Below are 14,508 nucleotides of genomic sequence, written 5' to 3' on the forward strand. Positions count from 1 at the left end.
ACCTTGACCGCCGCCTGAGGCGACGGTCGAAGCGGGCCGACAGTACGCCCGCCTACATGGACAACCGGCACCAGCCGATTTAGTGGAAGGATCGCCCATCATGGCGAAGCTCAGCCAGGAAGACCTGCTCGCCCAGTTCGAGGAGATGACCCTCATCGAGCTCTCCGAGTTCGTGAAGGCCTTCGAGGACAAGTTCGACGTCACCGCCGCCGCGGCCGTCGCCGTCGCCGGCCCCGCCGCCGGTGGCGCCGCCCCCGAGGCTGCCGAGGAGCAGGACGAGTTCGACGTCATCCTCACCGGCGCCGGCGAGAAGAAGATCCAGGTCATCAAGGTCGTGCGCGAGCTCACCTCCCTGGGCCTCAAGGAGGCCAAGGACCTCGTCGACGGCACCCCGAAGCCGGTCCTCGAGAAGGTCACCAAGGAGGCCGCTGAGAAGGCCGCCGAGTCCCTCAAGGGCGCCGGTGCCTCCGTCGAGGTCAAGTAAGACCTCTTCGAGTCTGCCGACTCTTCTGCGGTGAAAACTGCTCCCCCGGGAGCTGTAACACCGACGTACCGAAGGGCGATCACCCAGTTGGGTGGTCGCCTTTCGGCGTTGTCTGGCACGCAGGCCGAGGGTGCCTTGCACTGTCGGTCGCGCGGAGTATGGTGATCTTCGTTGTGCCTGGCGCCACCCCTGTTCGGCCAAGAGGGGGCCTTGACGAACAGCACGCAGCGCGCAATTCTCAGGACGCGTCGTCACAACACGATCCGATTCCGAGGCATGGATCGACGGCGAAGAGGGCAGTAAGGATGTGCGCTCCGCGTACAGGGCATGCCGCACACAGTGAACGGTTGAGAACAACGAGGGTGTCTAAAAACCCGCACTGGACATCAGTGGGCCTTCTGGCTACACTGTCCCTTTGCGCTGCCTGTTAGCTGCTCCCTGCCCGTCACCAGGGGCATGCCCTCGCTTGAGCACAGTGGACTGATTCGGCCCTGACCAGGGCTTATCTTCCCTCTGCACGGCTTGGGACCGGTACGCGCGTAGTGAGTCCGAGCCCTCGGAAGGACCCCCTCTTGGCCGCCTCGCGCAACGCCTCGACCGCGAATACGAACAACGGCGCAAGCACCGCCCCGCTGCGCATCTCCTTTGCAAAGATCAAGGAGCCCCTCGAGGTTCCGAACCTGCTCGCGCTGCAGACCGAGAGCTTTGACTGGCTGCTCGGCAACACCGCCTGGCAGAGTCGGGTCGAGGCGGCTCTTGAGTCGGGTCAGGACGTCCCCACCAAGTCCGGTCTGGAGGAGATCTTCGAGGAGATCTCTCCGATCGAGGACTTCTCCGGGTCGATGTCGCTGACTTTCCGCGACCACCGTTTCGAGCCGCCGAAGAACAGCATCGACGAGTGCAAGGAGCGCGACTTCACGTTCGCCGCTCCGCTCTTCGTGACGGCCGAGTTCACCAACAACGAGACCGGCGAGATCAAGTCCCAGACGGTCTTCATGGGCGACTTCCCGCTCATGACCAACAAGGGCACCTTCGTCATCAACGGCACCGAGCGTGTCGTGGTGTCCCAGCTGGTCCGCTCGCCGGGTGTCTACTTCGACTCCTCCATCGACAAGACGTCCGACAAGGACATCTTCTCCGCCAAGATCATCCCGTCCCGGGGTGCCTGGCTGGAGATGGAGATCGACAAGCGCGACATGGTCGGTGTGCGCATCGACCGCAAGCGCAAGCAGTCCGTCACCGTCCTGCTCAAGGCTCTCGGTTGGACGACCGAGCAGATCCTGGAGGAGTTCGGCGAGTACGAGTCCATGCGCGCCACCCTGGAGAAGGACCACACCCAGGGCCAGGACGACGCGCTGCTCGACATCTACCGCAAGCTGCGCCCGGGCGAGCCGCCCACGCGCGAGGCCGCTCAGACGCTGCTCGAGAACCTCTACTTCAACCCGAAGCGCTACGACCTCGCGAAGGTCGGCCGCTACAAGGTGAACAAGAAGCTCGGCGCCGACGAGCCGCTGGACGCCGGCGTGCTCACCACCGACGACGTCATCGCGACCATCAAGTACCTGGTCAAGCTGCACGCCGGTGAGACCGAGACGGTCGCCGAGTCGGGCCGCGAGATCATCGTCGAGACCGACGACATCGACCACTTCGGCAACCGCCGTATCCGTAACGTCGGTGAGCTGATCCAGAACCAGGTCCGTACGGGTCTCGCCCGTATGGAGCGCGTCGTGCGCGAGCGCATGACGACCCAGGACGTCGAGGCGATCACCCCGCAGACCCTGATCAACATCCGCCCCGTGGTGGCGTCGATCAAGGAGTTCTTCGGTACGTCGCAGCTGTCCCAGTTCATGGACCAGAACAACCCGCTGTCGGGGCTGACGCACAAGCGTCGTCTGAACGCCCTCGGCCCGGGTGGTCTCTCCCGTGAGCGGGCCGGCTTCGAGGTCCGAGACGTGCACCCGTCGCACTACGGCCGCATGTGCCCGATCGAGACCCCCGAAGGCCCGAACATCGGCCTGATCGGTTCGCTCGCCTCGTACGGACGGATCAACCCGTTCGGCTTCATCGAGACGCCGTACCGCAAGGTCGTCGACGGTGTGGTCGGCGACGACGTCGACTACCTGACCGCCGATGAAGAGGACCGCTTCGTCATCGCGCAGGCCAACGCGCCGCTGAACGACGAGTTCCAGTTCGTCGAGAACCGCGTGCTGGTCCGCCGTCGTGGCGGAGAGGTCGACTACGTGCCCGGCACGGACGTCGACTACATGGACGTCTCGCCGCGCCAGATGGTGTCGGTCGCGACCGCCATGATCCCGTTCCTCGAGCACGACGACGCCAACCGTGCCCTCATGGGCGCGAACATGATGCGTCAGGCCGTGCCGCTGATTAAGTCCGAGGCGCCGCTCGTCGGCACCGGCATGGAGTACCGCTGCGCCACCGACGCCGGTGACGTGCTCAAGGCCGAGAAGGACGGTGTGGTCCAGGAGGTCTCCGCGGACTACATCACCATCACCAACGACGACGGCACGTACACCACGTACCGCCTGTCGAAGTTCTCCCGCTCCAACCAGGGCACTTCTGTCAACCAGAAGGTCGTCGTGGACGAGGGCGCGCGGATCATCGCCGGTCAGGTCCTGGCCGACGGTCCCGCGACCGAAGAGGGCGAGATGGCCCTCGGCAAGAACCTGCTCGTGGCGTTCATGCCCTGGGAGGGTCACAACTACGAGGACGCGATCATCCTGTCGCAGCGCCTCGTGCAGGACGACGTCCTCTCCTCGATCCACATCGAGGAGCACGAGGTCGACGCCCGTGACACCAAGCTGGGCCCGGAGGAGATCACCCGGGACATCCCGAACGTCTCCGAGGAGGTCCTCGCCGACCTCGACGAGCGCGGCATCATCCGCATCGGTGCGGACGTCGTCGCCGGCGACATCCTCGTCGGCAAGGTCACGCCCAAGGGTGAGACCGAGCTGACGCCGGAGGAGCGCCTGCTGCGCGCCATCTTCGGTGAGAAGGCCCGTGAGGTCCGTGACACCTCCCTGAAGGTGCCGCACGGCGAGATCGGCAAGGTCATCGGCGTCCGCGTCTTCGACCGTGAAGAGGGCGACGAGCTGCCGCCGGGCGTGAACCAGCTGGTTCGTGTCTACGTGGCGCAGAAGCGCAAGATCACGGACGGTGACAAGCTCGCCGGCCGCCACGGCAACAAGGGTGTTATCTCGAAGATCCTTCCGATCGAGGACATGCCGTTCCTCGAGGACGGAACTCCGGTCGACATCATCCTGAACCCGCTGGGTGTGCCGTCCCGAATGAACCCGGGACAGGTCCTGGAGATCCACCTCGGCTGGCTCGCCAGCCAGGGCTGGGACGTCTCCAACCTCGGCGACGAGTGGGCCCAGCGCCTCCAGGCGATCGGTGCCGACCGCGTCGAGCCGCGTACCAACGTCGCGACCCCGGTCTTCGACGGTGCGCGCGAGGACGAGCTCGCGGGTCTGCTGGAGCACACCATCCCGAACCGCGACGGTGACCGCATGGTCCTCCCGTCCGGCAAGGCGCGGATGTTCGACGGCCGCTCCGGTGAGCCGTTCCCGGACCCGATCTCCATCGGGTACATGTACATCCTCAAGCTGCACCACCTGGTCGACGACAAGCTGCACGCCCGTTCGACCGGTCCGTACTCGATGATCACCCAGCAGCCGCTGGGTGGTAAGGCTCAGTTCGGTGGCCAGCGCTTCGGTGAGATGGAGGTGTGGGCGCTGGAGGCGTACGGCGCCGCTTACGCCCTCCAGGAGCTGCTGACGATCAAGTCCGACGACGTCACCGGCCGCGTGAAGGTCTACGAGGCCATCGTCAAGGGCGAGAACATCCCCGAGCCCGGCATTCCCGAGTCCTTCAAGGTGCTCATCAAGGAAATGCAGTCCCTGTGCCTCAACGTGGAGGTGCTGTCCTCGGACGGCATGTCCATCGAGATGCGCGACACCGACGAGGACGTCTTCCGCGCAGCGGAGGAGCTCGGCATCGACCTGTCCCGGCGCGAGCCGAGCAGCGTCGAAGAGGTCTGACGGGAGTTTCGGTGCGGGGGCTCAGGGATGAGCCCCCGCACCGACCCCGCGACCCCCGTTTCAGACCACAGACTTACAACCCTGAGAGGGATTGACGCATAGTGCTCGACGTCAACTTCTTCGATGAGCTCCGGATCGGTCTGGCCACCGCTGACGACATCCGTCAGTGGAGCCACGGCGAGGTCAAGAAGCCCGAGACCATCAACTACCGCACCCTCAAGCCGGAAAAGGACGGGCTCTTCTGCGAGAAGATCTTCGGTCCGACCCGGGACTGGGAGTGCTACTGCGGCAAGTACAAGCGCGTCCGCTTCAAGGGCATCATCTGCGAGCGCTGCGGCGTCGAGGTCACTCGCGCCAAGGTGCGTCGTGAGCGGATGGGCCACATCGAGCTGGCCGCTCCCGTCACCCACATCTGGTACTTCAAGGGCGTCCCGAGCCGTCTGGGCTACCTCCTGGACCTGGCTCCGAAGGACCTCGAGAAGGTCATCTACTTCGCCGCGTACATGATCACGTACGTGGACGAGGAGCGCCGTACCCGCGACCTGCCCTCCCTCGAGGCGCACGTCCAGGTCGAGCGTCAGCAGGTCGAGAACCGCCGCGACTCCGACCTGGAGGCCCGCGCCAAGAAGCTCGAGACCGACCTGGCCGAGCTCGAGGCCGAGGGTGCCAAGGCCGACGTGCGCCGCAAGGTGCGCGAGGGTGCCGAGCGCGAGATGAAGCAGCTGCGCGACCGCGCCCAGCGCGAGATCGACCGTCTCGACGAGGTGTGGAACCGCTTCAAGAACCTCAAGGTCCAGGACCTCGAGGGCGACGAGCTGCTCTACCGCGAGCTGCGCGACCGCTTCGGCACGTACTTCGACGGTTCGATGGGTGCCGCGGCGCTGCAGAAGCGCCTGGAGACCTTCGACCTCGAGGAGGAGGCCGAGCGTCTCCGCGAGATCATCCGTACCGGCAAGGGCCAGAAGAAGACCCGTGCGCTCAAGCGCCTCAAGGTCGTCTCCGCGTTCCTGCAGACCAGCAACAGCCCCAAGGGCATGGTGCTCGACTGCGTGCCGGTCATCCCGCCGGACCTGCGTCCGATGGTGCAGCTGGACGGTGGCCGCTTCGCGACCTCCGACCTGAACGACCTGTACCGCCGCGTGATCAACCGCAACAACCGCCTGAAGCGCCTTCTCGACCTCGGTGCGCCCGAGATCATCGTGAACAACGAGAAGCGCATGCTCCAGGAGGCCGTGGACGCCCTCTTCGACAACGGTCGTCGTGGTCGCCCGGTCACCGGTCCCGGTAACCGCCCGCTGAAGTCCCTGAGCGACATGCTCAAGGGCAAGCAGGGTCGTTTCCGTCAGAACCTGCTCGGTAAGCGAGTCGACTACTCGGCGCGTTCCGTCATCGTCGTCGGCCCGCAGCTGAAGCTGCACCAGTGCGGTCTGCCCAAGGCCATGGCGCTGGAGCTCTTCAAGCCGTTCGTGATGAAGCGCCTGGTCGACCTGAACCACGCGCAGAACATCAAGAGCGCCAAGCGCATGGTGGAGCGCGGCCGCACGGTCGTGTACGACGTCCTCGAAGAGGTCATCGCCGAGCACCCGGTTCTGCTGAACCGTGCTCCCACCCTGCACCGCCTCGGCATTCAGGCCTTCGAGCCGCAGCTGGTCGAGGGCAAGGCCATCCAGATCCACCCGCTCGTCTGCACCGCGTTCAACGCGGACTTCGACGGTGACCAGATGGCCGTCCACCTGCCGCTCTCCGCGGAGGCGCAGGCCGAGGCCCGCATCCTGATGCTGTCCTCGAACAACATCCTCAAGCCCGCCGACGGCCGTCCGGTGACGATGCCGACCCAGGACATGGTCCTCGGTCTGTTCTTCCTCACCACCGACGGTGAGCTCCGTGACACCAAGGGCGAGGGCCGCGCGTTCGGCTCCGTCGCCGAGGCGATCATGGCGTTCGACGCCGGCGAGCTGGCGCTGCAGTCGCCGGTCGACATCCGCTTCCCGGTGGGCACCATCCCGCCGCGCGGCTGGACCCCGCCGGTGGCCGAGGAGGGCGAGCCCGAGTACCAGGCGGGCGACAGCTTCCGGCTGCGCACGACCCTGGGCCGCGCGCTCTTCAACGAGCTGCTGCCCGAGGACTACCCGTTCGTCGACTACTCGGTGGGCAAGAAGCAGCTCTCCGAGATCGTCAACGACCTGGCCGAGCGCTACCCCAAGGTCATCGTGGCGGCGACGCTCGACAACCTGAAGGCGTCCGGCTTCTTCTGGGCGACCCGTTCCGGTGTCACCGTGGCCATCTCCGACGTCGTCGTTCCCGAGGCGAAGAAGGAGATCGTCGCGGGCTACGAGGCGCAGGACGAGAAGGTCCAGAAGCAGTACGAGCGCGGTCTCATCACGAAGGAAGAGCGCACTCAGGAGCTCATCGCGATCTGGACCAAGGCGACCAACGAGGTCGCCGAGGCGATGAACGCGAACTTCCCGAAGACCAACCCCATCTTCATGATGGTTGACTCGGGTGCCCGAGGAAACATGATGCAGATGCGTCAGATCGCCGGTATGCGTGGTCTGGTGTCGAACGCCAAGAACGAGACGATCCCGCGTCCGATTAAGGCTTCGTTCCGCGAAGGCCTGTCGGTGCTGGAGTACTTCATCTCGACGCACGGTGCTCGTAAGGGTCTGGCGGACACCGCCCTGCGTACCGCCGACTCCGGTTACCTCACCCGTCGTCTGGTCGACGTCTCCCAGGACGTCATCATTCGCGAGGAGGACTGTGGCACCGACCGCGGTCTGAAGCTGACCATCGCCACCCGTGGCGAGGACGGCGTCCTGCGCAAGGCCGACGACGTCGAGACCAGCGTGTACGCCCGCATGCTCGCCGAGGACATCGTCGTCGACGGCAAGGTCATCGCGCCGGCCAACGTCGACCTGGGTGACGTCCTCATCGACGCCCTGGTCGCCCACGGTGTCGAGGTCGTCAAGACCCGCTCGGTCCTCACCTGCGAGTCCGCGGTCGGCACCTGTGCCTTCTGCTACGGCCGCTCGCTGGCGACCGGCAAGCTGGTGGACATCGGTGAGGCGGTCGGCATCATCGCCGCCCAGTCCATCGGTGAGCCCGGTACCCAGCTGACGATGCGTACCTTCCACACCGGTGGTGTGGCCGGTGACGACATCACCCAGGGTCTGCCCCGTGTCGTCGAGCTCTTCGAGGCTCGTACGCCGAAGGGTGTCGCCCCGATCTCCGAGGCCGCGGGCCGCGTCCGCATCGAGGAGACCGAGAAGACCAAGAAGCTCGTCGTCACCCCGGACGACGGCAGCGACGAGACGGCGTTCCCGATCTCGAAGCGTGCCCGTCTGCTCGTGGGCGAGGGCGACCACGTCGAGGTCGGCCAGAAGCTGACCGTGGGTGCCACCAACCCGCACGACGTGCTGCGCATCCTGGGTCAGCGTGCCGTCCAGGTCCACCTGGTCGGCGAGGTCCAGAAGGTCTACAACTCGCAGGGTGTGTCGATCCACGACAAGCACATCGAGATCATCATCCGGCAGATGCTGCGCCGCGTGACGATCATCGAGTCCGGCGACGCAGAGCTGCTGCCGGGCGAGCTCGTCGAGCGCTCGAAGTTCGAGACCGAGAACCGTCGTGTGGTCACCGAGGGCGGTCACCCCGCCTCCGGCCGTCCGCAGCTGATGGGTATCACCAAGGCCTCGCTGGCGACGGAGTCCTGGCTGTCGGCCGCCTCCTTCCAGGAGACGACCCGAGTGCTGACGGACGCGGCGATCAACGCCAAGTCCGACAGCCTCATCGGCCTCAAGGAGAACGTCATCATCGGTAAGCTCATCCCGGCCGGTACGGGTCTGTCCCGCTACCGCAACATCCGGGTGGAGCCCACCGAGGAGGCCAAGGCCGCGATGTACTCGGCCGTCGGCTACGACGACATCGACTACTCGCCGTTCGGCACCGGCTCCGGCCAGGCCGTTCCGCTGGAGGACTACGACTACGGTCCGTACAACCAGTAAGCGAGCAGCTGTTTGAACCGCAGGGCGGTCATCCCGGGGAGTTCGGGGTGGCCGCCCTGCGGCGTGTTGCCGCATGATGGAGTGCACATCAGCTCATTCCGGGGGAAGTGGTCTCGTGTCGAATCCGCAATGGCAGCCGGCGCCCTGGCCGCCGCAGCAGAACCAGCAGGCTTCGATGCTGGCCGCGCACTCCGACCGGGAGCGGGCCGTCGATGTGCTGCGGGCCGGGTTCGCCGAGGGGCGGCTTCAGCAGGCGGAGTACGAGAAGCGGGTGGAGCGGGCCTATCAGGCGCGCACCGTGGGGGAGCTGAGCACGCTCGTCGCGGATCTGCCGCAGGGGCCCGTGGGGCCGCAGCAGGCGCCCATGGCGGGGCACATGGCGCCGGTTCCGCGGACCTTTCTGCCGGCCCCGGCGCCGCCCACCAACGGCAAGGCGATCGGCGCGCTGGCCTGTGGCGTGGGGACGTTCTTCTGCGGGGGGCTCACCGCGATCCCGGCGGTCGTCCTCGGGCACATGGCGCGGGGTGAGATCCGTCGCACCCAGGAGCAGGGGGACGGGATGGCCGTCGGCGGCATCGTGCTCGGCTGGCTGTGGATCGTCGGCTGGGCGTTTCTGCTGCTCATCATCATGATCGGGGTCGCGAGCTCGGGTTCCGGCTGAGGCGGGTCCGGGGCGCGATCCGGCCACGCTCCGGAAACCCCCGACTACCGGGGCGAATGCCGCACGCGGGGGCGAGAAGTCCGGCGTGTCGGAGTGGGCTGCATTTGTTTTGACCGAAGTCCGTGAGGTAGGTACGCTCAGACCTTGTGCCTGGGGTGTGCCTGGGCTCGTGTGCGTGTCATCAGCCGCACGGCGAGTCCGGATCAGGTCGCTCAATCTGATCACGGCCACCGCAATCTGCCGCTTCCCGCTCTTGAGCGGGGGTCTGCAGTATTCGACACACCCGACCGCGTGGGTCGGCAAAGTTCCAGGTTAGCTTTACTACTCGGCACACAGAAACCGGAGAAGTAGTGCCTACGATCCAGCAGCTGGTCCGGAAGGGCCGGCAGGACAAGGTCGAGAAGAACAAGACGCCCGCACTCGAGGGTTCGCCCCAGCGTCGCGGCGTCTGCACGCGTGTGTTCACGACCACCCCGAAGAAGCCGAACTCGGCCCTCCGTAAGGTCGCGCGTGTGCGTCTGACCAGCGGCATCGAGGTCACGGCCTACATCCCGGGTGAGGGACACAACCTGCAGGAGCACTCCATCGTGCTCGTGCGTGGTGGCCGTGTGAAGGACCTGCCCGGTGTTCGTTACAAGATCATCCGCGGTTCGCTCGACACCCAGGGTGTCAAGAACCGCAAGCAGGCCCGCAGCCGCTACGGCGCCAAGAAGGAGAAGTAAGAATGCCTCGTAAGGGCCCCGCCCCGAAGCGCCCGGTCATCATCGACCCGGTCTACGGTTCTCCTCTGGTGACCTCCCTCATCAACAAGGTGCTGCTGAACGGCAAGCGCTCCACCGCCGAGCGCATCGTGTACGGCGCCATGGAGGGCCTGCGTGAGAAGTCGGGCAACGACCCGGTCATCACGCTGAAGCGCGCGCTCGAGAACATCAAGCCGACCCTCGAGGTCAAGTCCCGCCGTGTCGGTGGCGCGACCTACCAGGTGCCGGTCGAGGTCAAGCCCGGCCGCGCCAACACCCTCGCGCTCCGCTGGCTCGTCGGTTACTCCCGCGCCCGTCGCGAGAAGACGATGACCGAGCGTCTGATGAACGAGCTGCTCGACGCCTCCAACGGCCTCGGCGCTGCCGTCAAGAAGCGCGAGGACACGCACAAGATGGCCGAGTCCAACAAGGCCTTCGCGCACTACCGCTGGTAGTCGCTACCCACATCGAGACCGAGAGAAGACTGAAGCCTTATGGCTACCACTTCACTTGACCTGGCCAAGGTGCGCAACATCGGCATCATGGCTCACATCGACGCGGGCAAGACGACGACGACCGAGCGGATCCTGTTCTACACCGGCGTCTCGTACAAGATCGGTGAGGTCCACGACGGCGCTGCCACGATGGACTGGATGGAGCAGGAGCAGGAGCGTGGCATCACGATCACCTCTGCTGCCACCACCTGTCACTGGCCGCTCGAGAACGACGACTACACGATCAACATCATCGACACCCCCGGGCACGTCGACTTCACCGTTGAGGTGGAGCGCTCCCTGCGTGTGCTCGATGGTGCTGTGACGGTGTTCGACGGTGTCGCCGGCGTTGAGCCGCAGTCCGAGACGGTGTGGCGTCAGGCCGACCGTTACGGCGTGCCGCGCATCTGCTTCGTGAACAAGCTGGACCGTACCGGTGCCGAGTTCCACCGCTGCGTCGACATGATCGTCGACCGCCTCGGTGCGACCCCGCTGGTCATGCAGCTCCCGATCGGTGCCGAGGCCGACTTCCAGGGTGTCGTCGACCTCGTCACGATGAAGGCGTTCGTCTGGTCGGCCGAGGCCGCCAAGGGCGAGGCGTACGACATCGTCGACATCCCGGCCACGCACACCGAGGCTGCCGAGGAGTACCGCGGCAAGCTGCTCGAGGCCGTCGCCGAGAACGACGAAGAGATGATGGAGCTGTTCCTGGAGGGCACCGAGCCCACCGTCGAGCAGCTGCACGCCGCCGTGCGTCGCATCACCATCGCCTCCGGCAAGGGCGGCGACACCACCGTCACCCCCGTGTTCTGTGGCACCGCGTTCAAGAACAAGGGCGTTCAGCCCCTGCTCGACGCCGTCGTGCGCTACCTGCCGACCCCGCTCGACGTCGAGGCCATCGAGGGCCACGACGTGAAGGACCCCGAGCTGGTCGTCAAGCGCAAGCCGTCGGACGACGAGCCGCTGGCCGCCCTCGCGTTCAAGATCATGAGCGACCCGCACCTGGGCAAGCTCACCTTCGTCCGGGTTTACTCGGGCCGCCTGGAGTCCGGCACCGCGGTGCTGAACCCCGTCAAGGGCAAGAAGGAGCGCATCGGCAAGATCTACCGCATGCACGCGAACAAGCGTGAGGAGATCGAGTCGGTGGGCGCCGGCGACATCGTCGCCGTCATGGGTCTGAAGCAGACCACCACGGGCGAGACGCTCTGTGACGACAAGCAGCAGGTGATCCTGGAGTCCATGGACTTCCCGGCGCCTGTCATCCAGGTCGCCATCGAGCCGAAGTCCAAGGGTGACCAGGAGAAGCTGGGTGTCGCCATCCAGCGTCTCTCGGAGGAGGACCCCTCCTTCCAGGTGCACTCGGACGAGGAGACCGGCCAGACCATCATCGGTGGTATGGGTGAGCTCCACCTCGAGGTGCTCGTCGACCGCATGAAGCGCGAGTTCCGCGTCGAGGCGAACGTCGGCAAGCCGCAGGTCGCGTACCGCGAGACGATCCGCAAGGCCGTCGAGCGCGTGGACTACACCCACAAGAAGCAGACCGGTGGTACCGGTCAGTTCGCCAAGGTGCAGATCGCGATCGAGCCCATCGAGGGCGGCGAGGCGTCGTACGAGTTCGTGAACAAGGTCACCGGTGGCCGTATCCCGCGGGAGTACATCCCGTCGGTGGACGCCGGTGCGCAGGAAGCCATGCAGTTCGGCATCCTCGCCGGTTACGAGATGACGGGCGTCCGCGTCACGCTTCTCGACGGTGCCTACCACGAGGTCGACTCCTCCGAGCTGGCCTTCAAGATCGCCGGTTCGCAGGCCTTCAAGGAGGCCGCGCGCAAGGCGTCCCCCGTGCTCCTTGAGCCGATGATGGCCGTCGAGGTCACCACGCCCGAGGACTACATGGGCGATGTCATCGGCGACATCAACTCCCGCCGTGGCCAGATCCAGGCCATGGAGGAGCGCAGCGGCGCTCGCGTCGTGAAGGGCCTCGTGCCCCTCTCGGAGATGTTCGGCTACGTCGGAGACCTCCGCAGCAAGACGTCGGGTCGCGCGAGCTACTCGATGCAGTTCGACTCCTACGCCGAGGTTCCGCGGAACGTCGCCGAGGAGATCATCGCGAAGGCCAAGGGCGAGTAACTCACTCGAGTTCACGCTTTAGGCTTGACTCCGGAGCCCGACCGGGCATTCAGGGGCGTATGTCCCTGAATGCCCTCGGGCCCGGGCTTTCCAGCAAAGATCACCTGGCGCCGATGAAGCAAGGCGTACAGAACCACTCCACAGGAGGACCCAGTGGCGAAGGCGAAGTTCGAGCGGACTAAGCCGCACGTCAACATCGGCACCATCGGTCACATTGACCACGGTAAGACGACCCTCACGGCCGCCATTACCAAGGTGCTGCACGACGCGTACCCGGACATCAACGAGGCGTCCGCGTTCGACCAGATCGACAAGGCTCCTGAGGAGCGCCAGCGCGGTATCACGATCTCGATCGCGCACGTCGAGTACCAGACCGAGGCGCGTCACTACGCCCACGTCGACTGCCCGGGTCACGCGGACTACATCAAGAACATGATCACCGGTGCCGCGCAGATGGACGGCGCCATCCTCGTGGTCGCCGCCACCGACGGCCCGATGCCGCAGACCAAGGAGCACGTGCTCCTGGCCCGCCAGGTCGGCGTTCCGTACATCGTTGTCGCCCTGAACAAGGCCGACATGGTGGACGACGAGGAGATCCTGGAGCTCGTCGAGCTCGAGGTTCGTGAGCTCCTCTCCGAGTACGAGTTCCCGGGCGACGACGTTCCGGTCGTCAAGGTCTCCGCTCTGAAGGCGCTCGAGGGCGACAAGGAGTGGGGCAACTCGGTCCTGGAGCTCATGAAGGCCGTCGACGAGTCGATTCCGGAGCCGGAGCGCGACGTCGACAAGCCGTTCCTCATGCCGATCGAGGACGTCTTCACGATCACCGGTCGCGGTACGGTCGTCACCGGCCGTATCGAGCGTGGTGTCCTGAAGGTCAACGAGACCGTCGACATCATCGGCATCAAGACCGAGAAGACCACCACCACGGTCACCGGCATCGAGATGTTCCGCAAGCTGCTCGACGAGGGCCAGGCCGGTGAGAACGTCGGTCTGCTCCTCCGTGGCATCAAGCGCGAGGACGTCGAGCGCGGCCAGGTCATCATCAAGCCGGGTTCGGTTACCCCGCACACCGAGTTCGAGGCGCAGGCGTACATCCTGTCGAAGGACGAGGGTGGCCGTCACACCCCGTTCTTCAACAACTACCGCCCGCAGTTCTACTTCCGTACGACGGACGTGACCGGCGTCGTGACCCTCCCCGAGGGCACCGAGATGGTCATGCCGGGTGACAACACCGAGATGAAGGTGGAGCTCATCCAGCCCGTCGCCATGGAGGAGGGCCTCAAGTTCGCCATCCGTGAGGGTGGCCGGACCGTCGGCGCCGGCCAGGTCACCAAGATCAACAAGTAAGCACTGCTTACCTGTTGGGCTTGATGCCCGGTAGCTCCAGCGAGCTCTGAAAGGGCCCGTACGACTTCGGTCGTACGGGCCCTTTTGCATGCCGCGGCCTCGGTCAGGGCGTGCGTGCGGGCAGATCCAGTTCCGCCCAGACCGTCCTGCGCGGGCCCTGGCCCTCGGCGACTCCCCAGCGGTCGGCGAACGCCGTGACGAGGAGCGGGCCCCGGCCCGCCCCGGCCCCGGGCGGGGCGGGCCGGGGCACGGTCGGCGGGCGGAGGCCGGGGCAGGCGACCCCGATGCGCAGGGTTCCCGCGTCGAGGTGCAGGTCCACGCGGAAGTCGCGGCCCGGGAGGCCGGCGTGGCCGATCGCGTCGATGGCGAGTTCCGCGAGGACCTGGGCCCCGCGCTCGACCGTCGCAGGCGCCAGGTCCCAGGTGCGCAGTTGTTCCGTGCCGAGGAGACGGGCGAGGCGGGCTCCCCGCGGGGTGGGAGGCAGCTGGACGCCGAAGTGCAGGGCCGGACGGTGCGGTGGGGCGAGGAGGTCCTGGTTCATGTCACCCAGCCTGTGCGTCCACGCTTGTCACGAAAGGGGACACACCGGGCTCAAT

General features: G+C 66.1%; 9 protein-coding genes. 8 read left to right on the top strand and 1 reads right to left on the bottom strand.

The window, feature by feature from the left end; all coding sequences use genetic code 11:
* Window positions 1-100: 100 nt before the first annotated feature.
* From rplL to tuf, 8 genes are all read left to right on the top strand, one after another.
* The gene (gene rplL, locus K377_RS14955) at window positions 101-484 is read left to right on the top strand and encodes a 50S ribosomal protein L7/L12 (RefSeq protein WP_111663835.1); all 384 of its coding nucleotides are present in this window, start codon (window positions 101-103) and stop codon (window positions 482-484) included.
* Between the two features lie 572 nt (window positions 485-1,056).
* Window positions 1,057-4,542 (top strand): DNA-directed RNA polymerase subunit beta, encoded by a 3,486-nt coding sequence (gene rpoB / locus K377_RS14965; RefSeq protein WP_111663836.1) that lies wholly within the window; start codon window positions 1,057-1,059, stop codon window positions 4,540-4,542.
* 101 nt (window positions 4,543-4,643) lie between these two features.
* On the top strand, window positions 4,644-8,543 hold the full coding sequence (locus tag K377_RS14970) for a DNA-directed RNA polymerase subunit beta' (protein ID WP_111663837.1): 3,900 nt from the start codon (window positions 4,644-4,646) through the stop codon (window positions 8,541-8,543).
* Between the two features lie 175 nt (window positions 8,544-8,718).
* Window positions 8,719-9,204 carry a DUF1707 and DUF4190 domain-containing protein gene (locus K377_RS14975; RefSeq protein ID WP_111664165.1) on the top strand — a complete coding sequence of 162 codons (486 nt, stop codon included), beginning with the start codon at window positions 8,719-8,721 and terminating at the stop codon, window positions 9,202-9,204.
* 350 nt (window positions 9,205-9,554) lie between these two features.
* Window positions 9,555-9,926, top strand: coding sequence for a 30S ribosomal protein S12 (rpsL, locus tag K377_RS14980; protein WP_003948652.1), 372 nt, complete (start codon window positions 9,555-9,557; stop codon window positions 9,924-9,926).
* Between the two features lie 2 nt (window positions 9,927-9,928).
* Window positions 9,929-10,399, top strand: a complete 471-nt coding sequence (gene rpsG / locus K377_RS14985; RefSeq protein ID WP_111663838.1) for a 30S ribosomal protein S7 — start codon at window positions 9,929-9,931, stop codon at window positions 10,397-10,399.
* A 39-nt stretch (window positions 10,400-10,438) separates the two neighbouring features.
* Window positions 10,439-12,565: an elongation factor G gene (gene fusA, locus K377_RS14990; protein ID WP_111663839.1), complete on the top strand. Its 2,127-nt coding sequence runs from the start codon at window positions 10,439-10,441 to the stop codon at window positions 12,563-12,565.
* Between the two features lie 153 nt (window positions 12,566-12,718).
* Complete coding sequence (gene tuf / locus K377_RS14995) at window positions 12,719-13,912, top strand: elongation factor Tu (protein ID WP_111663840.1); 1,194 nt, start codon at window positions 12,719-12,721, stop codon at window positions 13,910-13,912.
* Window positions 13,913-14,015: 103 nt separating this feature from the next.
* Here the strand turns inward: tuf and K377_RS15000 are convergent, their stop codons facing one another.
* Window positions 14,016-14,453 (bottom strand): ATP-binding protein, encoded by a 438-nt coding sequence (locus K377_RS15000; protein ID WP_111663841.1) that lies wholly within the window; start codon window positions 14,451-14,453, stop codon window positions 14,016-14,018.
* Window positions 14,454-14,508: the final 55 nt, after the last annotated feature.

Origin of the sequence: Streptomyces sp. PsTaAH-137 (assembly GCF_003259365.1) — a bacterium.
In the GTDB taxonomy this organism is placed as follows: Bacteria; Actinomycetota; Actinomycetes; order Streptomycetales; family Streptomycetaceae; genus Streptomyces.

Bases quoted from the DNA above. Each gene is read 5' to 3' on its own strand.
- rplL (WP_111663835.1), top strand. From the start codon at position 101: ATGGCGAAGCTCAGCCAGGAAGACCTGCTCGCCCAGTTCGAGGAGATG.
- K377_RS15000 (WP_111663841.1), bottom strand. From the start codon at position 14,453: ATGAACCAGGACCTCCTCGCCCCACCGCACCGTCCGGCCCTGCACTTC.
- fusA (WP_111663839.1), top strand. From the start codon at position 10,439: ATGGCTACCACTTCACTTGACCTGGCCAAGGTGCGCAACATCGGCATC.
- rpsG (WP_111663838.1), top strand. From the start codon at position 9,929: ATGCCTCGTAAGGGCCCCGCCCCGAAGCGCCCGGTCATCATCGACCCG.
- K377_RS14975 (WP_111664165.1), top strand. From the start codon at position 8,719: ATGCTGGCCGCGCACTCCGACCGGGAGCGGGCCGTCGATGTGCTGCGG.